This window comes from uncultured Maribacter sp. (assembly GCF_963975365.1).
Lineage (GTDB): Bacteria > Bacteroidota > Bacteroidia > Flavobacteriales > Flavobacteriaceae > Maribacter.
Genome location: NZ_CAXBGF010000017.1, coordinates 42,463 through 64,575, shown reverse-complemented (window position 1 = coordinate 64,575; position 22,113 = coordinate 42,463). Strand labels below are relative to the sequence as shown.

The following is a 22,113-nucleotide window of genomic DNA, read 5'->3' as shown; positions in this document are numbered from 1 at the left end:
GTCGGGATGACAGGATTTGAACCTGCGACCACTCGACCCCCAGCCGAGTGCGCTACCGGACTGCGCTACATCCCGAAATCGGATTGCAAAAATAGAAAAGTTAACTAGATTAACTTCTATGTTTTTGTTGAAAAATATAAACTAATCCAGGCTTTCGATCCAGTTATACATTTGCGCTGTCCAACCTTTTAAATATCTATCCTTTAACGCAAGGGAAAAACCATGGCCGCCTTTAGGAAATATATGCATTGTAGCCGACACTCCTTTTTCTTTAAGTGCCTTGTAAAAAAGTAAACTGTTCTCTATAGGTACCGCATTATCATCGGTAGCATGAAACAAGAAGGTAGGTGGTGTATTTACAGTAACCTGTTTCTCGTTTGAAAAATGGTCTTGAAGTTTTTGGGCAGGATTAACACCTAACAAATTACTCTTAGATCCACTATGCGTCATTTCACCCATACTTATTACAGGATAACCCAGTACCATGAAATCTGGTCTTGCACTTTCCTTGTCAACAACATCAATTGGGTCATATACCAGCTCATCAAAATGAGTTCCTAAGGTAGATGCTAGATGTCCACCAGCAGAAAACCCGATAATACCTATTTTACTAGTAGTAATATTAAAATCTTTTGCATGATATCTTACCATTCTTAAAGCTCTTTGCGCATCTATCAATGGTACATTTTGTTTATTTGATTGAGATTCATTGGATGGTAGTCTGTATTTTACAACAATACCTGCAATGCCCTTTCCATTTAAAAACTTTGCGATATCTGTTCCTTCCCAATCATAGGCAAGAATACCATAACCCCCTCCTGGAAAAATGAGCATCGCCTCTCCCGAAGCATTCTGCTTTGCAGGCAAAAACACTTCAATAGTAGGTTTTTGAACGTTGCTTATGACTAAAATTCCATCCCGTTGGTGGTGTTCAGTTATATTTGTTGATATACTATTTGGAATTTTACCTTCTGGCCAAAGCGATATTATTGTGTCTTGTGCATTTATTTGATTCATTAAAATTAATGCAAATAGTAGTGTTTTGTATTTCATATTTCAAACCTTTATTAATCACATGACCAGTTAAAGTTGGCTATAGCATCGTTTGAAGCTCCTTGCAAGTTATAATGCCACCACTCTGTTCTAGTAGACCAAAAACCAAACTTTTCCATCGTTTCCTTCAATAGCTTTCTGTTATCAAGTATTTCTTGAGATAGGTCAAAATTATCATGATATGCACGTTTACCGAAATAATCGAAATCGGTTCCCATATCCAATTCCTTTCCATCTAAAGTAACCAAAGTAATATCTACCGCACCACCTTTATTATGAATAGATCCTTTTACAGGATTTGCTACATATTGGGGGTTAGGGACTAACTTCCACATTTTATATTGTACAGAATTCGGACGATAGCAGTCATAAAACTTAATTTTAACCCCAGCCTTTTTAAATTCCTCATTTGCAATCAACAACGCTTTTGCAGTTTTCACCCTAGTATAACATTCGGCACAATCATATACCTGCTCCTTTAGAAAATTATTATCGGTAGCATACCTTAAATCATAAACGAAATCATCACTATAATCCGCAAGTCGTATGAATGTAGTATCGATAAGGGTCGCTAATGGTAAAACCTCTTTTATAGTTTCAATTTCGATTGTATTCTCTATAGGAACCGAGTCTGATTGAATTATGGTTTCCGATGGTAAATATTTATCTTCTATAATCTTAGTGCTTTCTTTACAAGAAAAATTAAACACCATTATAGAGACCATTACTATTTTTAAATAAAAGATTTTTTTAAAATCTATAATAAAAATAGTAAGCCGTATATTTTTTTCTACCATTCTGTTATTCAAGATCATCCAAAATCCAAATTAAGTTATAGTAGAATAATTACTACCTTACCCAAAACTATCATTTAAGCAATTTAACCAAAAACAATGAACTACCGGATATCATTATTCTTAACCATAGCAATTATTTTTATTTCATGTAAAGGTGAAAAAAGCTCGTCAAAAGAATTTGTTAAACCAAATGAATCTCCATGGTTATTAGGTTTTGAGAAAACCAAAATCAATCCTATAATGCAGTCAGATTCCACTTATACTTTTCTGGACCCTATATCAAATAAAGAAGTTCAATGGCAAAAAGCCGATGTTTTTAATCCTGGTGCAATCGTAAAAAATGATACTGTATTTCTACTATTTAGGGCCGAGGATAACCCTGCTGCTATTTTAGGTGGAAGAACTTCGCGTATTGGATTGGCTTATAGTACAAATGGAATTGACTTCACAAAATATCCAAAGCCTGTGCTGTTCCCCGATAATGATGAATTTTCACAATGGGATCAACCCGGTGGAATCGAAGATCCGCGTATAGTGGAAACTCCAGACGGCACCTACATCATGTTATATACAAGTTGGAACAAAGATATTGCCCGTCTTTCTAGCGCAACCTCAACAGATCTAAAAAATTGGACAAAACAAGGCCCAGTTTTTGAAAACACCAACAATGGCAAGTTTTTAAATGAATGGAGCAAATCGGGTTCCATTGTTACAGAATTAGTGAATGGACGATTAATTGCTAAAAAGATAAACGGAAAATATTTAATGTATTGGGGCGAACTTTTTGTAAATCTCGCTACTTCTAGCAATGGTGTAGACTGGGATCCTACGTTGACCGAAACTGGAGAATTACTGCATAGTTTTAAACCAACGTTGAATGATTTTGATAGCCACCTAACCGAACCTGGTCCTCCTGCCCTATTTACAGATGCTGGTATTCTTTTGTTATACAATGGAAAAAACTTAAGTGGCGAAGGTGCAACAGATAAATTTCCTGAAGGCACCTATTGTGGTGGTCAAGTCTTATTCGATAAAAATGACCCAACCAAGATGATAGAAAGGCTAGAAACTCCTTTTATATGCCCTAGCTTACCTCATGAAATAAGCGGTCAATACAAGGCTGGCACTACCTTTATTGAAGGGTTGGTATATTTTAAGGATAAATGGTTTCTATATTATGGCACAGCAGATTCTATGGTTGGATTGGCAGTTAAGGAGTAAATATTATAGATACTATTTATTACCGCTTTTGACACATCTATGAGGCTATTAAAAATTTCAATCGTTTTTAACTTAAATAAGTCGTTATTTCTTGTGTTGAAAAAGTAAATAGCCCAAAATCCGAAATAAAAAAGCCCCTACTTCAAACATGAAATAGGGGCTAATGGTTGGTAATTGGTATTATTTTTCTAATTGACTCAGATATTCTAAGCTTTTTGGTACTTGTGAAACAACATCAGAAGATTCATCTTCAATAAACATATATTCTATACCTAGCTCTTTAGCTTCGGCAACAATACCCGAAATATCTACTTGACCAGTGCCTAATACAACATTTGTATCATCTTCTTCATGGCCTGTATCGTTTCCTACTACATCTTTGTGCATATCTTTTAAATGAAGTAAGACAAATTTCTTAGGATATTTTTTCATTAATGCCAATGGGTCTGCACCGCCATGCTGAGCCCAAAACACATCTAATTCAAAACTGAAATCAGTTGCATTCTGCGCCATATAGTCGAACAAAGTACCGTTTTTATAGGGTCTAAATTCATACCCATGCGCATGATAAGCTAGGGTGAGTCCATTTTTCTTAAGAATCTTTCCTGCTTTATTAAAAACATCGGTTGCATGTTGGGTTTCTTCCAAATCCCATTTGTTATCATCGTGAGGTACCCAAGCACACATTACATATTTAGCACCAAAATCTTTAGCGTTTTTAATAACTTTTTCAATATTATTCTCTAAGTCACCAAATCCAGCACCTACACTTACTATTTCCAAATTATTCTTGGCAAGTAGTGCCTTAAAATCATTTAGTGGCAGATCATAGGTGCCGCCGCCTTCAATTTTTGTAATTCCCCATTCATTTATTAAACCTAATGTATTTGAGACATCAACTTTAAACTGATTTCGCAAACTATATAACTGCAAGCCAACTTCTTGTGCCTGAGCTACAAAACCACTACCAATAAGCAAAGTAGCTATGATAATTTTCTTCATTCTCTTTCTTTTATCTACGTAAGTAAATTTCCGTTTTCATCCCATTCTGCAATGACATTTCTTTGGCTCTGATCAACACATTTTGCTATCCATTCTGGATCATATGCTACACCGTGCTGATCTAAAACATCTTGTGGCACACCATCCCATACATTTGGTGAATTACCTTTATAACCTAACTCTGCTATTCCTACTTTAGAGGTATAATAACCTGTAACCGTTAGACCTCGCATCATATAAAAAAATTGTATTTCTAAAGGTTGCTGCTCTAAAGGAATTTCTACATCGTGCCAACAAATTTCATCACAAATCTGTTTTTTCTGTTCTAAGGTCGCCGACTTGAATTCTGTTCCGAATTCTGTATTACTCTTGTGATCAAGCCACATTAACCCCCCTAACAACGTCGGTGCCATTTCAGGAATATCTTTTCCCATGAATTCTACAAGGTCGGGAACACCCGCCTCAATTGGTCCGCCATGTGGCTCTTTTGGTGGAAGAATAACTACAGCCAAAGATGCAATAGTCTCCATTTCATGTTCATTGAATAATTGTTCTGCATTTATCTTCTCTATGCGTTCCAATTCTTCTGGCGTTCTTCCAAAATATTTCTCACTACCTGTTACAATAGCCTCATTAATAGTATCGGCATTTTCTGTTTTACAGGAGTTGAATACTAGACCTGTACCGGCCGCAGCCCCACCAAGTATTAAAGTTTGTAAACTCTTTCTTCTATCCATCTTCTAAATATTTTGTGCCTTTAGTTGTTCGATAATATAATCAGATGCTCTCCACGAAAGCGCCATAATTGTCCAAGTACAATTCTTATCTGCTTGTGAAACAAAAACACCTGCATCTACAATAAAAACATTGTCAACATCATGCAGTTGCTGAAACTTATTCGTAACAGATGTCTTAGGATCATCTCCCATTCTGGTAGTACCTACTTCATGAATAATTTGACCTGGGGCTAAAAGACCATAATCTTTATCCTTTCCAGGTTTTTCATTTAAGGGTATACCGCCCATGTTATGAATCAGTTCTTCAAAAGTATCTTGCATATGCTTAGCCTGGTTTATCTCAAATTCAGAATGCTTATAATTGAATTTTAAAACAGGAATACCAAATTGATCAACTGTTGTAGGGTCAATTTCACAATAATTCTCTTTAAAGGCTATGGCCTCTCCACGACCTCCAAAACCAATCACAGAACCATAGTACTTTTTAACATCGTCTCGAAGACCATCTCCATAACCTCCAGATTTAAGACCGAAATATTTGTTCATTCCGTTAGGATCAAAGCCGAAACCATAATTGGGTTGCCCCATACCGCCCCAAACTTCGATATGATATCCTCTTGGAAAATTTAGTTTAGAATTGTCTCCCCACCAAGGTGAATATACATGCATACCGCCTACACCATCTTCATTATAAGATGTCTTTCTATTCATTAAACCAGGAATTATGCCCGATGCACTTGCACCTGTAGAATCATGAAGATATTTACCAACGATATTACTACTATTCCCTAAACCGTTAGGGTGTTGCTTGCTTTTCGAATTTAATAAAATTCGAGCCGAACTACATGCGGATGCCGCTAATACTACAACTTTAGCCTTAAGCTTATATTCCTTTCTATCGTCTTTACTGATATAGGATACTCCTGTTGCCTTCCCTTCTTCATTGGTTGTTATTTCCCGAACCATTGAATTAACGAAAATCTTAACTTTACCTCCACTTTTTTGCGCTGGAAATATTAAACAACTGCCTGCCGAAAAATCAGCATATACAGAGCATGAACGGGAACACTGCCCACAATAAAAACAAACTCCACGATCATTATTAATTCTTTTGGTCAACATGGAAAGTCTACCTGGTATTACAGGAATATTGGATTTCTTTGCGCCATTGATATAGAACAATTCATGCAATCTTGGTTTCGGGGGTGGAAGAAAAAATCCGTCAGGATCATTCTCACGACCTTCATTAGTACCAAAAACACCAATAAGTTTATCTAATTTATCATAGTAAGGTTTAACATCCTCATATCCAATAGGCCAATCATCACCATGACCATCACGAGTTTTACCTTTAAAATCTTTCGGTCCGAAACGTAAAGAAATTCGACCCCAGTGGTTGGTTCGGCCACCTAACATTCTTGCTCTCCACCATTTAAAATCAGTTCCTTCTGCATGTGTATATGGCTCGCCTTCAACTTTCCAGTCGCCCCAAGACATATCCCATTCGCCAAAAGCACGATCTGTACCTGCCCCTCTTCGAGGAGAATCATATGGGTGCTTTAATTGAGTCATTGTTTTCGGGTCTGCCGGGTCAAAAAATGGACCCGCCTCTACTACAGCAACATTAAGGCCAGCATCTGCCAACTGTTTAGTGGCCATACCACCACCAGCGCCAGAACCAACAATGATCACATCATAGATTTCCGAGGATTCTTTTATCTGCATAATTTTGAATTAGTTATTGAATACAATTTAGATATTTTATTAAAAAAATAATACTTGTTTTAGCTGAATGACCTTGATCACTGGATGGGCGTAAGGTTTTAAAGGTCTTTCGTAAACTCTACCCTACTATTTTCATTCACTTGTAAATGTAGATGCAGGCAAACCTACCTCATTATATAAATTACCAATATCCGTGCTTTTCCATGCATATCGAACTGATTTAGGTATTTTCACTTCTTTTGAACTGACTATAACGATACCATTTTTCAGTTTTGCTTTAGCCGTAAACCACTCCCCTTTTTCATTCGATATCTCAAACAACTCTATAGGTTTTCCATCACTTTTTAATCCCATATCGTGACTAAATTTAATTTGAATTTGATCTCCTATTATTTCAGAAGAGTCGAACAAAGGACCATATACTTCTTGCCCTTGTAATTTATTATAATGTTTTTTCAACGCAATATTTGCTAGTCGCAAACCTACATCTTGTTTGTTTTGTGGATGTATATCTTCAACCGTACAAATATCACTAGTCATAGCCATTCCTGTATTTTTCAACTCCAAAGTTCTGCGTTGTTGATCACGCAAAACTCCTCCTTCAAAAGGCCTACCATATTTATAAGGAGCAATTTGAACATAGTAAAATGGAAAATCATCATTCCACTCAACGCGCCAAGAAGTAATCATTTCAGTAAAAATCTGTTGGTAAGATTCTGCGTTAGCCGTGTTCGATTCTCCTTGATACCATAATACTCCTCCAATTTTAAAATTGGTCAAAGGGGCAATCATAGCATTATATAAGGTAGATTTCTCTATCGTCACCCATTGATTGGGTTGAATTAATTCATGAGCGGTAACTAATTCCGGGTGTGATTCAAAAACAGATTCTGGCGTCCATACTTCAGCACATGATGCACCCCATGAAGAATCGATCAACCCAATAGGTATGTTCAATTCTGCCTGAACTTTTCTGGCAAAAAAATAAGCAACAGCGCTAAAATTAGGCATAGTTTCAGTAGAGCAAGTTTCCCAAGTTCCTATAACATTATCTAATGGATAATCTGCTGTTCGTTTCTCAACAGTGAACAACCGAATAGTAGGATGGTTGGCATTTTTAATTTCAACCTCCTTATTATCTATATTGCTGTTAGCACTCCATTCCATATTACTTTGTCCTGAGCAAAGCCAAACTTCGCCTATCAAAACATCGGTCAATACAATTTCATTTTCTTTTCCCGTAAATCTTATTGTATAAGGTCCTCCTGCTTTTGGCGTGGCTATTTGGATTTTCCATTTAGCATCATTACCAGTTTTCACTTCTAACGTCTCATCATTCCAACTTGTATAAATTGAAAATTCCTCACTAGGTCTTGCCCATCCATAAAGTAAAACATCCGACTCTCTTTGCAAGACCATTTCATTAGAAAAAATATGAGGTAATGTAATTTCTGCATTAACAATCGTAACCGTAAAAAGGCACAAGAAAAATAAGTTCACACGTAATTTCATGGAATCAATAATAAAATTGATTTAAATATACCGAAATATGATTCATTTTAACAATTTCGCAAACTTTTACCATTAATTTTAAATGATTACTTATCTTAACTCTTCTAAATTTGAAAAACATAATCAACGAACAACCAACAACATGTCAAATTTCTCTGAACCTATTAAAAGACGGAATTTCATTAAAGCTGCATCCGCATCATTATTACTAACATCACTAAGCTCATATGGTTTTGAATTTTTCGAAAATGAAAAACCTAAAAAAGTGGGTCTTATAGGTACTGGTTGGTATGGTACAAGTGATTTAATGCGATTGATTCAAGTGGCTAATGTGGAAGTTGTCTCTCTTTGCGATGTAGATTCAAATTTCTTGAATGAAACAGCACTTCTTGTTTCGCAACGTCAAAAAAATGGTAAGAAACCGAAGTTGTTTTCTGATTACCGAGACATGTTGAAAAATGATAATTTAGATATTGTTCTAATTGGCACTCCTGACCACTGGCATGCGTTAACATGTATTGCAGCTCTAAAATCTGGTGCGCACGTTTATGTACAAAAACCCATAAGTGTTGATGTTATTGAAGGAGAGGCTATGGTCGCTGCGGCCCGTAAATATAATAGAACGGTTCAAGTAGGCACCCAACGCAAAAGCACACCACACTTAATAGATGTAAAAAAGCAAATTATAGACACGGGATTATTAGGTACTATTGGCCATGTTGATATGGCTTGTTATTATCACATGCGTGCAAATGGAAACCCTCCATTACAAGAAGTTCCCGATTTTTTGGATTATGAAATGTGGACAGGACCCGCACCCATGAGACCTTATGATGGATTACCACACCGACGATGGTGGCGAACTTTTAGAGAGTATGGAAACGGAATAACAGGTGATATGTGTGTTCATATGTTAGATACCGTTCGTTGGATGCTAGATTTAGGCTGGCCAAAACGGATTAGTTCTGAAGGTGGTATTTTTGTTCAGAAAGATGGAAAATCGAATATATCAGACACCCAGTCAGCAGTATTTGAATATGATGATCTTAACTGTAATTGGCAACATAGAACATGGGGTAACCCAGCGGACACAGATTACCCTTGGTCGTTTAAAATTTATGGGGCTAACGGTGTTTTAAAAGGAGATGTGATGAAGGCAGAATTTATACCTCTTGATGGCGGTGAAACAATTCGCTTTAATGTACTTTATGAGCGTGAGAAATATCCTGAAGATTTAACTGAAAAAGATATTGAATTACATGCTGCACCAGCAACACGTGGGCATATGATCGATTTTTTAAACGCTATTGAAAAAGGTACTAAACCAATTGCTGATATTGAAGAAGGTCATATTTCAACAGCTAGTTGTATTTTGGCTAACTTATCTATGGATTTGAAAAGACCACTAATATATGACCCGAAAAGCAGAACAGTAAAAAACGATCCAGAAGCAACTGCTTTATTACAAAGATCCTACCGTGGTGATTGGGAGCATCCGCACCCTGATACAGTTTAAACTACTGTAGCTTTTTAGTAGAATCTCTAACTAATAAGCTGGTCTTAACCGTTTTGGTTTCAAAAGGCAGACCAGGTGTTTTTATTCTATTAATCAATAATTTAGCGGTAAGCTCACCTATGTGTTTTCCATGTTGACTAACCATGGTTAACGAAGGTGTTACATATTTAGATAATTGACCATTAGTGAAACCTATTATAGAAATATCATTAGGGACATTATACCCCCTAGCCTTTACAACTTCAAGTACTTTTACAGCTGTTATTTCGTCTAAACCTATTATACCTTCTATTGTTTTATAATTGAGCAAAAAAGACATTAACATATCTAAATCGTCTTTTGTCGAAAGGTTAATTATTAATTTAGGATCATAGGGTATCTTGTATTCTTCAAGTGCCTTTTTATATCCTAAAAGTCTTAATTTACCAACACTAGAACTACCTGTAGGGTTCACTACCGCTATATTACTACAACCAATATTAATTAAGTACTTCGTTGTTTTATATCCTGCTTCAAAATCATCAACTATCACTTTATCGCATTGTAAAGCATCTGTTACCCTATCAAAAAGTACTACAGGTATATCATTGTTAATGATATCTTTTAATGCTTCATGTTTATTCTTATTCTGAGTCTCTTCCGCCAACGAAATAATAAGCCCGTCTACGGTTCCCGAATCAAAAAATTCTAAGGTTTTACTTTCTTTTGAGCTAGATTCATCACTAATACAACTGATGATATTATACCCATTCTCATTCGCTACTTTCTCTATACCATACAATACTTGAACAAAGAAATAATTTAAAATATTTGGCACAACCACACCAATGGTATTGGAGCTTCTATTCAATAAATTAAGGGCTAGTCTATTGGGCTTATAATGCTTTTCTTTCGCGTATTCTTGAATCTTTATTTTTAATTGAGAACTTATTTCATGACTGTCATTAACAGCTTTTGAAACCGTAGAAATAGAAACATTAAAATGCCCAGCAATATCTTTTAAGGTTACTTTTTTCATATGTCAATTCTTAAAAGGAACTAGGCAGATACCTTGTTCTACTCTGTATTCACACTAAAGCAAACTGTCCCTAATGGAAAACCAAGGGACAGATTACTTCATCATTTTAAATGATCAAACCACTAACATATTTTATTGGTACAGTTAGGGTTTAAACAATTATATATATTGATTAATGATATTCTCGAACAACTCTTGTTTACCACTCTGTAATTCTAACTCACCATTCTCTTTAGCGATAGTGTATAGGTCTTTAAAGTCTAACTTACCGTTTTCAAAATCTTTCCCTTTACCTGTATCGAAAGAGCTATATCTATTTTTACGTAACTTATTATACGATGAAGATGAAATAATTTTATCTGCAGTAATCAATGCTCGTGCAAACGTATCTGCCCCGCCAATATGTGCATGAAATACATCTTCTAAGTCAGTACTGTTTCTTCTGATTTTTGCATCAAAATTAACACCACCACCTTGCAACCCACCAGCTGCTAAAAACACCAACATTGCTTCTGTTGTTTCTTGAATATTGTTCGGAAACTGATCCGTATCCCATCCATTTTGGTAATCGCCCCTATTGGCATCCATACTACCTAACATACCTGCTTTAGCTGCAACAGCTATTTCATGCTGAAAAGTATGCTGTGCCAAGGTAGCGTGATTTACTTCAATATTCATTTTAAAATCATTCTCTAAACCGTATTCTTTTAAGAAACCAATTGCAGTTGCACAATCGAAATCGTACTGGTGCTTCATTGGCTCCATAGGTTTTGGCTCAATAAAGAAATTTCCTTTAAAACCTTGGCTACGAGCATAATCTCTTGCCATGGTCAAAAATTGACCCATATGATCTAATTCACGACCTAGGTCAGTATTTAAAAGAGACATATAACCTTCTCTTCCGCCCCAGAATACATAATTTTCACCACCTAAGGCGATAGTCGCATCTAAAGCCAATTTAATTTGACCTCCTGCTCTTGCCAATACATTAAAATCTGGATTGGTAGCTGCGCCATTCATGTACCTTGGATTAGAAAAACAGTTGGCCGTACCCCAAAGTAATTTCTTACCTGTTTCCTTTTGCTTCTCCTTTATATAATCGATAATTGTAGATAGTCTCTTTTCAGATTCTATAAACGTTGATCCTTCTTGTATTAAATCAAAATCATGAAAACAGAAATAGTCAAATCCTATCTTATCAAAAAATTCAAAAGCCGCATCTGCCTTATCTTTAGCAGCTTGTATAGCATCTGAAGATTTATCCCATTCAAAATTTTGTGTACCAGGACCGAACGGATCAGATCCTTGACCACAGAAGGTATGCCAATATGCTGTTGAAAATTTAAAATGATCTCTCATGGTCTTACCTGCCACAACCTGATCAGGATTATAATATTTAAAGGCCAAAGGATTATCAGATTCCTTTCCCTCAAATTTAATTTTATCTATCCCTTTAAAATACTCCTTGTTTGCCATTTTGTTGATTTTATTATTTGTTCAAAATTAATTCCAATTCATTTTTCCAAGTGGTATAAGCTTGTTGGTATGCAGTTTTATCTGCTTTCGGACTAAATGTCATTACATAATCATTATCTAAGATTGTTTTACCGAATGCTTCAAAATCACCTTTATGTAAATTCGCTGCTCTGGCCGCCCCTATTGCACCTGTAGTATTATAGATTTCAATATCGTATCCTATTAGGGTGGCAACAGTCGTTGAGAAAATTTCTGAACGAAAAAGATTATCGTTACCCGCTCTCATTACATTTACTTTTATCCCATCAGATTCCATGATTTCCATGCCATATACAAAGGAGAATGCAATGCCTTCTAGTGCTGCCCTACATAAATGTCCTTTACCATGATTATTTAAGTTAAGGTTAACAATACGTGTACCAACTTCCCTATTTTTAAGCATTCGCTCTGCACCGTTACCAAAGGGAATAAGCGCAATGCCATCTGAACCTATGGGCACTTCATTTGCCAAGGTGTTCATTTCACCATACGAGGCAACATCTAGATTATTCAACAACCATCTATATTGAATACCTGCCCCATTTATACATAACAATTTACCGATTCTTGTAGGTTTACCAGGCGTATAATTTACGTGTGCAAAGTTATTAACGCGAGAGCTTTCTTTAACAGAGAGATTATCAGTTATCGCATATACCACACCTGAGGTACCACCTGTTGCAGCTACTTCACCTGGTTTAAATACATTTAAGGTTAAGGCATTATTGGGTTGATCTCCTGCTCTGTAAAGTATAGGTGTTCCAATATTAAGTCCACTCTCGGCTGCTCCTTTTTCATTTACACTAGATTGTACTGAGAATGTATCGACTATATCTGGAATCATTTCTTTTTCCAAGCCGTAGTATTCCAATAAAATATCTGCGATTTCATCTATCTTAAAATCCCATAAAATACCTTCCGAAAGTCCGGATACCGTAGTATTCACAACTCCTGATAATTTATATGCGATATAATCGCCAGGCAGCATCATTTTATATATCTGCCCGTAGATTTCGGGTTCGTTCTCCTTTACCCATTTTAATTTAGAGGCAGTGAAATTTGCTGGTGAATTCAACAAATGAGTATTGCAGCGTTCTGCACCAATTTCGTCGTAAGCATTTTGACCTATGGAAACTGCCCTGCTATCGCACCAAATAATAGATTTTCTTAATGAATTACCTTCTTTATCGATTAACACTAAACCGTGCATCTGATATGAAATACCAATACCTGAAATATCAGTAGCATTAATAGTATACTCTAAACATAACTTTTCGATGCCACTACATACGTAGCGCCACCAATCTTCAGGACTTTGCTCTGCCCAACCATTTTTCACAGCTTCCATAGACATTTCCGTCTCTGGCTCTGTCACCACCCCTATACTCTTTCCTGTTAAAGTATTTACCAGGGCAATTTTTATAGATGAGCTTCCAATATCTAATCCTAAATGGTACATAAATAGTATGAATTGATTTATAGCTGTAATAAGTTAAACCAAAAATAACTACAATGCGCCCTATTCTTTATTTAAGCAACGAAAATTTATAGTAACCTTGTAATATTGAAAATAATTTTTTAATTATAAATTACTGCAACTTATTGAAAATTAGCGTACTATACAACAAATATATTATCTATAATTTTCGAAAAGGTTTTCGCAATACATTATAATCTAAAATTTAAAAATGAATAATTTAATATTCTTCGAGTTGATTTTGTAACTGTTCGAGCTTAGAAAGTGCTTCAGATTTCGAATTTACATCTAGTTTTAAATAGATATTTTGAATATGAAAATTAACTGCACTTGGGGTTACAAATAGCTTTTGTGCAATCATCTTATATGTTGCGCCTTGGGACAAAAAATCTACAATCTGATTCTCTCTTTCAGAGAAAAATGCAAAGGTTTTCTTGTGAAAATTATGAATGATTTTCTTTACAATATCATAACTCATTGCAGCACCTTCCTTTTCCATACTTCGTAATGCATGCTCTAACTTATCTAATGTTAGTGGCTTCGTCAAATAGCCATTCGCGCCTTTTTTAAAAGCATTTTTAATGATATCGAAATCATTTATTTCACTGAACATTATAATTTTAATGCCCCACTCCTTTTTCCTGAAAAGTTTAATCGCATCAACACCATTAGTACCATTTAGATCAATTTCTGATAATACAATATGGGGTCTTGTAAAACTAAAATCTTTTAATGCCTCTTTAGCAGAAGTGTAACTGCCAACTAATTCATAATCTGCTATTTCATCAAAGTGATTCTTATACACAGTATGTAATGATTTATCACTTTCCAATACGATAATTCGAGTAATAGAATTTTTCATAATTTCCAAAATTTAGCGATACTCGTTCCAAAACGGAAGAATATCAAATGTTAGTTTTTAGTATTTTCAAAAGCCTTTTGGCCCTTGAATAACTAAACAAATAGGACAGTGTTTTTTAGCCTATAGATAAACTATCGGTTCAATAAAACATACCAAATGGGGGTATTTAGAAGAATAATCAATGTATTTAGAAGAATAATCAATGTATTTAGATCATTCTTTGTCCTTGTTCAGTTATAATTTTTAAATCAAAAAAGCTTTGTCGCTAATGATTTAAATTTAGAATACCGAAACGATCACTAAACTTTGGAATTATGAAATTTCGTTTTGTAAAAAAAACAGCAATCTCATAAGAAGTGAGATGTAAATTGATACAAAAATTCAGTAGGTAAAATTTTGTCATAATAAAGGGGGGATTTGGGGTTAAACATTGACTTACAATAATTTTGGTTCTAGAAATATAAATATTAATGCCAAATATTCGTTAAAAACATAAGATTTTTCGTTCAAATGCACCATTTAACAACAAAAAAAGGTTGTTCATCGATTGTTAACCGACAACTACCCTCTTAAAAAAATTAAAAAAAAGGAGGGAACCCAGTCATCCCCCCGGATAACGCCCCTCCTTTATTGACAATTCAAATCAACCATAAAATCGTAGAAAATAATGGTTCAATGTTACCTCTATTCCCTACGTATATCATCATCCTCAAAAGTATTTGATGCAGTAGCCGTAGTTTCGTTTACTTGCATAATCCACTTTTCTTGAATGTATTTTCCATTTAAATCTGTACTTGCAGCCATTTGCGCATCATTTTTATAATCATAATCCGCTAAATATACATAGTACAGACCGTTTTCTTTATTGTAGAACTGTTTTGGATCTAAACCTTTTTCTCTAAGCTCTGCCATGAAAGCATTCATGTACTTCGTTTGACTGTATACATTTGCAATTACATAGTAACCAGAATTCATATCTATTACATCAGAATCTACTAGCATTTTAACCGGCAACTCTTTAAAATTATCTCTTCTGGAAGATGGTGAAGAAGATGTTAAGGCATCTGCTGGCTCTGTCTCAAAGTCTACTTTATTAGATACATACGATGTGTTCTCCTCTACACTAAAGTCTTGTAATGAACTTTTTATCGTAGTATCAATATCATTACGCAACATTCTAACAATAAGCTCAAAACGCTCTTCAAAAGCTGCAATTCTTTCATTTTCTATGGAGTCTTGACGCAGAATTAATTCGTCTAATATAATTTTGTTCTCGTAAGCCAAATCATTTTCAGCTATATCGGCATGCTTTCTTTTTTGATTTGATTTTCTCGCATTATCGCGCTCCTCTATTAAATGAGCTATCTGCTCCTCATAATTTCTTACAATATTGTCTATTTGATTATCTGATGAATTGTCTGCTACTGTAATATTTAAATCATCATCTTTAAATTTATATGCCAAAGTAATTTCGTGGTTCCATCCTAAGTTCGCCTCGTCAGTTGAAAAATCTTTTTCCATTAAATAACCTAACGACATTTTTTCACTTAAGTTAAAACCTATACCAGCTGCTACTCCGTACTCTTCATCTACTGTTGTTTGCAGCCATCCGTAGTTTGGCATGTCTAATAATAAAGAACCAAAATAGTATAAGCTACCATCTAAATTTTGACCTACTTGCGCCATTGGCATTAAACGGGCATTTTCAAAAAGACCCCTAGAATTTTCGAACGAATGCGTATACTGAACCGATGCTTTAACACTTTTTGTAGATAAATCGGTTAAAAAATCATTTGTAGTTTGGTTATACTTTAAAAGGTCTTCAGCGTAAAAACCAAAATCAAATTTACCTAAAGAAAGATTAATACCTGGTTGTACCGCAATTTTACTTTCTTTTCTAGAATCTGCAATTTCTGGGTCTACTTCACTCGTTACTATTCTATTTTTATCTAAACCTTGATTGAAATAGGTAATGTTCGTACCAAAGGTTAAAACAGATTTTTCACCTAAACGTACCGAAGAAGCATAATTGGCATTAAATCCAAATTCTTGCACAACACCAGACCATTGACTGTATACTCCTATACCGACAGCGGTATGGTCATTTAATTTATTACTAAAGCCTAAAAAGTAGTTTTGACTATTATCATCGAACGTGGCATATTGATTTCTGTGTAATATGTTCAAATAAGATTTGTTTTCGCGCACCAATGAAAAAGTAGGATTGATGAAAAAACGATTGAAGAATAATTGATTATGATAGGTACTGCTAGAACCTAAATTTGTGTTGGTTTCTTGACCATTAGCTGTTTGGACAAGGGCCAATAAAAGTAATGCAATAATTAAACTATTGATTTTTAACGGACTTTCCATAACGATTGAATTTTATGATTAGTGAATGATTGTCTTTTACTAATTGGGGGAAATGAATAATGGGTGGTTATTCATCTTCAAAAACAGAACTAGAATACTGCGTCTGTCTTTCAGTATTAAAAGCTTCTAAAAAGCGGTCATCCCTTTCTTTTTCATTAATAGGCTTATCATTTAAATTAAATGCCACATTTTGGGCACTCTTACCCTTGGCCAATCTATTTGACACTACATAGCCAGATCCATTACCTTGTAATAGGTTTACTGAATATTCATCAAAAGAACTGTTAATTGTATTTCCCATATTTACAGCTAGGCCAACCTTTCTCTGCCCTACTTCTACCATAAATACGTCTAGGCCACCAAAACCTTCTCTGCCTTCTGAAGCAAAAACAAGCGTACCATTAGCTACTGGGTTTGGGTGTAAATCATTCTTGGCGGAGTTTACTTTTTCTCCAAGATTCTTAGCGGTACCCAATGCTCCGTTTTTTTGAATTGTCGCGACATATATATCGTATTCACCGAAAGTACCAGGCATGTTTGAAGCAAAGAATAAACGGCTACCATCTGCTGAAACTGCTGGATGTTTTGCCGAATAATCGCCAGGACAAATAGGCAACTCAGTAATTTTTTTCCATTCACCGGCTATCTTATCGGCCTTGTAAATTTTATGTACTTCTTTTCTTTTCGAAAAAACACCTGTTACAGGTTTACGGTAGGTAGTCTTACTGAAATATGCAGTATTACCGCCATTTGTAAGCGCTACAGGTTGAGAATAGCTACCCATTGTTTTGGACGGACTTTTAAGATTCGAAGCTAATTCTTCACTAGCTTCTTCATTGTCCCAAGGTAAAAATTTACTTCTATTGTTCGACGTAATACGAGTAGGTATAACCGTTTGCGTCATTTTATAGTCGTCCTTGACCAATTCGGTCCAGTTTTCATCGGCAATTTCGTTTTGAACTTGCTTACCTAGTTTGGTTACGGCATGGTCAAATCTCTTTTGATAACTCTTAGATAAAGACCCATCTTCTGAAATTTCCATTAATTTACCATACCAGTACAATGCATTTTCATACTTTTTAGTTAAAAAGTTAGCATTGCCTAAGTCTTCGAAAATCTCTTTATCGGCATACCCAAGAGATTTTAACTTCTTGTAATTTTCTGCTCGTTTTGAAACTTCGGTAATTTTCCGCTCATGAAAATTAGTAGAGGAATGATTGAAGGCCAAATCTTGGCCATAACCCATGGTCGCCATACAGGCAAACAAAAGGATGCATTTTAATGAATTGTTCATGTTATTAGATTTTGGGAGTTAATACCACAAAGTTCTAATAACCGATTCGTTCTGTTATTAATAAAAATTCATAGGTTTTACAACAATGTGTAAACTAATGCCTTCAAAATTAAACGTAAGTAATTAAAATACAATGTTTTAAAAAAATATTTAACTTATTTAGATACCTGCTTATTTTTTCTTTTATCAGAAATATAAGTATATCCTAAATAGACAAGTTGCAAACCTACCGCGGCCATTTTAATTTCCTACTTCGAACGAGCATCTTCGCTACCCCAAATAGTGGTAATAATCCCATACTATTTTAGTTTTATAATTTATTTGAAAATACTAGTTAACCACTGATAACCTTGACTCAATCCAATGAAAATATAAACGAAAAGGCAGACGATAGCATAGTATACCTACCAACATCAAAATATCATCAATCAAGCAAAAGTCTTATTCATTATAGTTATGCATAGCAATTGAAATAAACTTAACTTAGGAATATCAATATTGTTTAACAGTAGGTACAAGTGTCTACATAAAATTTACTATTATGAATAAGGATATAGAGAAAATAGAACATAGGTTAAAAGATTTAGTTACTAAAAATGAGAATGCCATAAAAGGTTTTGAAAAAGCATCAAAAAATTCTGAACAAGTTGGTATTAAGACATACTTTGAAAAGAAAGTTATTGAAAGAATGCAATTTTTAAGAGAAATTAGGGCTGCAGTGCCAGATTTAGATTTGGGCAGTGTCGCTATTGATGGAAGCGTTGCTGGTGCAGTACATAGAACATGGATGGATGTAAAGGCATTTTTTGCTGTAGATAATGACGAAGCAATGCTAGAAGAGGCTGTAAGAGGAGATAAATCTGCCATCGAAGATTACGACAAAGCTTTAATAGAAACGATGATGCCACCAAGATTAAAAGAAATTATTAGAGCACAACGTGAAAAACTGCATACCGATTTACAAACAACTGAAATTTTAGAAGATTATAAATAGTATAGTCATATGGATTAAAAAGGCCCTTTCATTACAAGGGCCTTTTTAATGACTTAATTACTCTATAAATTTCTAAAACTTTATGAAAAAATCCACTTAATAAGTATAAAAAATTTCCTAATTTCATGGGAATCAATTAAATAACAAGAACCAATGGCGAATTTCAGTTTAAAAGTTAATGGAAAAACAGAACAGATAGACGTAGATCCAACTACACCCATGCTTTGGGTACTTAGAGACCATTTAAAATTAGTAGGAACAAAGTTTGGTTGTGGTATTGCACAATGCGGTGCTTGTACCATACATCTAGGTGATAATGCAGTTCGGTCTTGTCAATTACCAGTATCTGCAGTAGGCGAACAAACAATAACCACAATTGAAGGTTTATCTGAAAACGGCGACCATCCTGTGCAAAAAGCTTGGATAGAAGAAGATGTATACCAATGTGGTTATTGCCAAGCAGGACAGATAATGAATGCAAGTGCATTTTTAAAGAAAAATCCTAATCCATCAGATGTGGAGATCGAGAATGCTATGAATGGTAATATTTGTCGTTGTGGTACATATACGCGAATTAAAAAAGCTATTAAAACCGCTGCTAATACTTCAAATGCGTAAAAAAAGTGGCCTACAATTTTGTAGATTTTAAACTTTATTAAAAAACAAACAGATGACACTCATAAAAACAACATATAATAGACGTTCCTTTATTAAAAGCTCAGCCCTTGCAGGTGGTGGCATGGTAATAGGCTTTAGTTGGCTAGCTTCTTGTAATCCAACTCCGGAACAAGTAAATAATATTCCTAAAGAATGGTTTGAAATAAATGGATTCCTGAAAATAGGTGAAAATGGCATGGTAACTATCATGTCACCAAATCCAGAAATTGGCCAGAATGTTAAAACATCTATGCCTATGATCGTGGCAGAGGAATTGGACACAGATTGGGATAACGTTATAGTAGAGCAAGCTCCATTAAATACAGATATATTTCAAAGACAACTTGCAGGTGGTAGCCAATCTATTCGTGCCGGTTGGCAAGGATTACGTATGGCCGGGGCAACAGCTCGACATATGTTAATTGCCGCGGCTGCGGAAGCATGGCAAGTTCCTGCATCGGAAATAACAACGGGTGCTGGCATAATAACCCATAAGGCTTCGAATAAATCTGCAGGTTATGGTGAAATGGCATCTTCGGCTGCTACCATGACAGTACCTGAAGAAGTATCCTTAAAAGATATTAAAGACTTTGTTATCATAGGAACGGATAGAAGAAACGTAGACGGACCAAATTTGGTTACCGGAAAGCCTTTATTCGGAATTGACATTCAAGAGGAAGGTATGTTGATTGCCATGATAATTCATCCGCCTGCATTTGGTTTGGAATATAAGTCAATGGATGTTGAATCTGTAAAATCAATGCCAGGTATAAAAGATGTGTTTCCAATCGATGTGTATCCGGAAGGTGTTGAAAGACAATGGTCAGATGGTGGTGCTATAGCTAAATTAGTGGCTATTGTAGGTGAGACTACTTGGCAATGTTTACAGGCAAAAAAAGCATTGAATGTTGAATGGGAAAAAACTTCTAGTTTAGAAAGTTCAGCAGGTCATGAAGAGGATGTAACAAAATTACTAAATACTTCCTCTAAAGAACCAGCTCGTAAAGATGGTGATGTAGCTGGTGCATTTAAAAAAGCTGCTCAAATTATAGAGCGCACATATAGCGGTCCATTTCTAGCCCATAATACTATGGAACCCATGAACTTTTATGCCGACGTGACAGGCGAAAGAGCAATTTTGAACGGTCCAGTTCAAACTCCTGAGTTTCTAGAAAAAACACTTGCATCCCGATTGGATTTGCCCGTAGAAAAAATCGATATTAAAATGACCCGAATGGGCGGTGGTTTTGGTAGAAGACTATATGGAACATTTGGTGTAGAAGCAGCTGTTATCTCACAAAAAATGCAAAGCCCAATAAAGTTGGTGTATACTCGTGAAGATGATATGACACAAGGAACCTATAGACCTACCTATAAAGTTAAATACAAGGCTGGTTTAGACAAAGAAGGTAATTTAATTGCTTGGCATGTTAAAGGTGCAGGATCAAACGATGATCTAATTTTTGAAAATAGATTCCCTGCCGGTGCCGTAGATAATTATTTAGCGGAAAAATTCACTTTAGAAACCAATATTACTACCGGCGCATGGCGTGCACCACGATCTAACTTTATAGCGGGTGCCGAACAAGCCTTTTTAGATGAAGTTGCAGAAGCAGCAGGTAAAGATCCTATAGAATTTAGACTTGAATTATTTGACAGGGCAATAAAAGACCCCGTAGGCGATCCAAAAAATAATGACTACGACCCAGAACGTTATGCAGGTGTTCTTAAATTGGTAAGAGAAAAATCTGGTTGGGATGGTAATCAAAAAAATGGTACAGCTAGAGGTGTTTCATCGTACTATTGCCATAATTCTTATGTTGCACAGGTACTCGATCTTTCAACAGATGTAACACCACCTAAAGTGAACAAGGTATGGTGTGCGGTCGATTGTGGTATTGTGATTAACCCTATGGCAGCAAAAAATCAAATTGAAGGCGGTATCATTGATGGTATTGGTCATGCAACTTATAGTGAGATGACCTTTGAAGATGGTAAACCTCAACACACTAATTTTGACACGTATCGCTTAATACGGCATAAAGAAGCACCTAAAGAAATAGAAAGCTTTTTTGTAAATAATGGCATTGACCCTACAGGATTGGGAGAACCTTCGCTCCCTCCAGTTATAGGTGCTTTAGCAAATGCACTATACAGGGCAACAGGACAAAGACATTACAATCAACCTTTTATTACAGAAAAATCTGTAATAGGATAATGCCCTTATGCTATTGTAAAACGAAAGCGCCGGAAAATATCTTCCGGCGTTTTTATTTATATAAAAATGTTATAAACTATAATTAGTACATCTCTTGTTAAATTCTAAAGTAACTCTTGAATTATCAAGTTGTTTTTCAAAT

The 22,113-nt window shown here is 35.3% G+C and carries 17 protein-coding genes and 1 tRNA gene; 5 read left to right on the top strand and 13 right to left on the bottom strand.

What is annotated here, in order from left to right; translation table 11 throughout:
* Position 1: 1 nt before the first annotated feature.
* From AACZ49_RS16345 to AACZ49_RS16335, 3 genes are all read right to left on the bottom strand, one after another.
* Positions 2-75, bottom strand: a tRNA-Pro gene (locus AACZ49_RS16345).
* A gap of 66 nt (positions 76-141) precedes the next feature.
* Positions 142-1,053: an alpha/beta hydrolase gene (locus tag AACZ49_RS16340; RefSeq protein ID WP_339657096.1), complete on the bottom strand. Its 912-nt coding sequence runs from the start codon at positions 1,051-1,053 to the stop codon at positions 142-144.
* A gap of 14 nt (positions 1,054-1,067) precedes the next feature.
* Positions 1,068-1,778, bottom strand: coding sequence for a M15 family metallopeptidase (locus AACZ49_RS16335; RefSeq protein ID WP_339657095.1), 711 nt, complete (start codon positions 1,776-1,778; stop codon positions 1,068-1,070).
* A 168-nt stretch (positions 1,779-1,946) separates the two neighbouring features.
* Here AACZ49_RS16335 and AACZ49_RS16330 point away from each other — a divergent pair, with 168 nt between their 5' ends.
* Entirely contained in the window at positions 1,947-3,071 is a 1,125-nt protein-coding gene (locus AACZ49_RS16330; protein WP_339657092.1) for a glycoside hydrolase family 130 protein, read from the top strand.
* A gap of 180 nt (positions 3,072-3,251) precedes the next feature.
* Here AACZ49_RS16330 and AACZ49_RS16325 read toward each other — a convergent pair whose 3' ends face one another.
* From AACZ49_RS16325 to AACZ49_RS16310, 4 genes are all read right to left on the bottom strand, one after another.
* The gene (locus AACZ49_RS16325) at positions 3,252-4,073 is read right to left on the bottom strand and encodes a sugar phosphate isomerase/epimerase (RefSeq protein ID WP_339657090.1); all 822 of its coding nucleotides are present in this window, start codon (positions 4,071-4,073) and stop codon (positions 3,252-3,254) included.
* Positions 4,074-4,087: 14 nt separating this feature from the next.
* Complete coding sequence (locus AACZ49_RS16320; protein ID WP_339657088.1) at positions 4,088-4,810, bottom strand: gluconate 2-dehydrogenase subunit 3 family protein; 723 nt, start codon at positions 4,808-4,810, stop codon at positions 4,088-4,090.
* Positions 4,811-4,813: 3 nt separating this feature from the next.
* Complete coding sequence (locus AACZ49_RS16315) at positions 4,814-6,535, bottom strand: GMC family oxidoreductase (protein WP_339657086.1); 1,722 nt, start codon at positions 6,533-6,535, stop codon at positions 4,814-4,816.
* Between the two features lie 132 nt (positions 6,536-6,667).
* Positions 6,668-8,047, bottom strand: a complete 1,380-nt coding sequence (locus AACZ49_RS16310) for a sialate O-acetylesterase (protein WP_339657084.1) — start codon at positions 8,045-8,047, stop codon at positions 6,668-6,670.
* A 142-nt stretch (positions 8,048-8,189) separates the two neighbouring features.
* On the opposite strand from AACZ49_RS16310, the gene AACZ49_RS16305 reads away from it, so the two are divergent.
* On the top strand, positions 8,190-9,563 hold the full coding sequence (locus AACZ49_RS16305; RefSeq protein WP_339657082.1) for a Gfo/Idh/MocA family oxidoreductase: 1,374 nt from the start codon (positions 8,190-8,192) through the stop codon (positions 9,561-9,563).
* Between the two features lies 1 nt (position 9,564).
* Here the strand turns inward: AACZ49_RS16305 and AACZ49_RS16300 are convergent, their stop codons facing one another.
* From AACZ49_RS16300 to AACZ49_RS16275, 6 genes are all read right to left on the bottom strand, one after another.
* Positions 9,565-10,581, bottom strand: coding sequence for a LacI family DNA-binding transcriptional regulator (locus AACZ49_RS16300; protein WP_339657081.1), 1,017 nt, complete (start codon positions 10,579-10,581; stop codon positions 9,565-9,567).
* Between the two features lie 159 nt (positions 10,582-10,740).
* Entirely contained in the window at positions 10,741-12,066 is a 1,326-nt protein-coding gene (gene xylA, locus AACZ49_RS16295; protein ID WP_339657098.1) for a xylose isomerase, read from the bottom strand.
* A gap of 4 nt (positions 12,067-12,070) precedes the next feature.
* Complete coding sequence (locus tag AACZ49_RS16290; protein ID WP_339657079.1) at positions 12,071-13,555, bottom strand: FGGY family carbohydrate kinase; 1,485 nt, start codon at positions 13,553-13,555, stop codon at positions 12,071-12,073.
* A gap of 238 nt (positions 13,556-13,793) precedes the next feature.
* Entirely contained in the window at positions 13,794-14,435 is a 642-nt protein-coding gene (locus tag AACZ49_RS16285) for a response regulator transcription factor (RefSeq protein WP_339657078.1), read from the bottom strand.
* Positions 14,436-15,119: 684 nt separating this feature from the next.
* Positions 15,120-16,808 carry a PorP/SprF family type IX secretion system membrane protein gene (locus AACZ49_RS16280; RefSeq protein ID WP_339657076.1) on the bottom strand — a complete coding sequence of 563 codons (1,689 nt, stop codon included), beginning with the start codon at positions 16,806-16,808 and terminating at the stop codon, positions 15,120-15,122.
* A gap of 67 nt (positions 16,809-16,875) precedes the next feature.
* Positions 16,876-18,102, bottom strand: coding sequence for a cell envelope biogenesis protein OmpA (locus tag AACZ49_RS16275; protein ID WP_339657074.1), 1,227 nt, complete (start codon positions 18,100-18,102; stop codon positions 16,876-16,878).
* Positions 18,103-18,643: 541 nt separating this feature from the next.
* Here AACZ49_RS16275 and AACZ49_RS16270 point away from each other — a divergent pair.
* The 3 genes from AACZ49_RS16270 (at position 18,644) to AACZ49_RS16260 (ending at position 21,971) form a co-directional block, all read left to right on the top strand.
* Positions 18,644-19,096, top strand: coding sequence for a PA2169 family four-helix-bundle protein (locus tag AACZ49_RS16270; RefSeq protein WP_339657073.1), 453 nt, complete (start codon positions 18,644-18,646; stop codon positions 19,094-19,096).
* Positions 19,097-19,249: 153 nt separating this feature from the next.
* Positions 19,250-19,714 (top strand): (2Fe-2S)-binding protein, encoded by a 465-nt coding sequence (locus tag AACZ49_RS16265; RefSeq protein ID WP_339657072.1) that lies wholly within the window; start codon positions 19,250-19,252, stop codon positions 19,712-19,714.
* Positions 19,715-19,766: 52 nt separating this feature from the next.
* Positions 19,767-21,971: a molybdopterin cofactor-binding domain-containing protein gene (locus AACZ49_RS16260; protein WP_339657070.1), complete on the top strand. Its 2,205-nt coding sequence runs from the start codon at positions 19,767-19,769 to the stop codon at positions 21,969-21,971.
* Positions 21,972-22,113 lie beyond the last annotated feature (142 nt).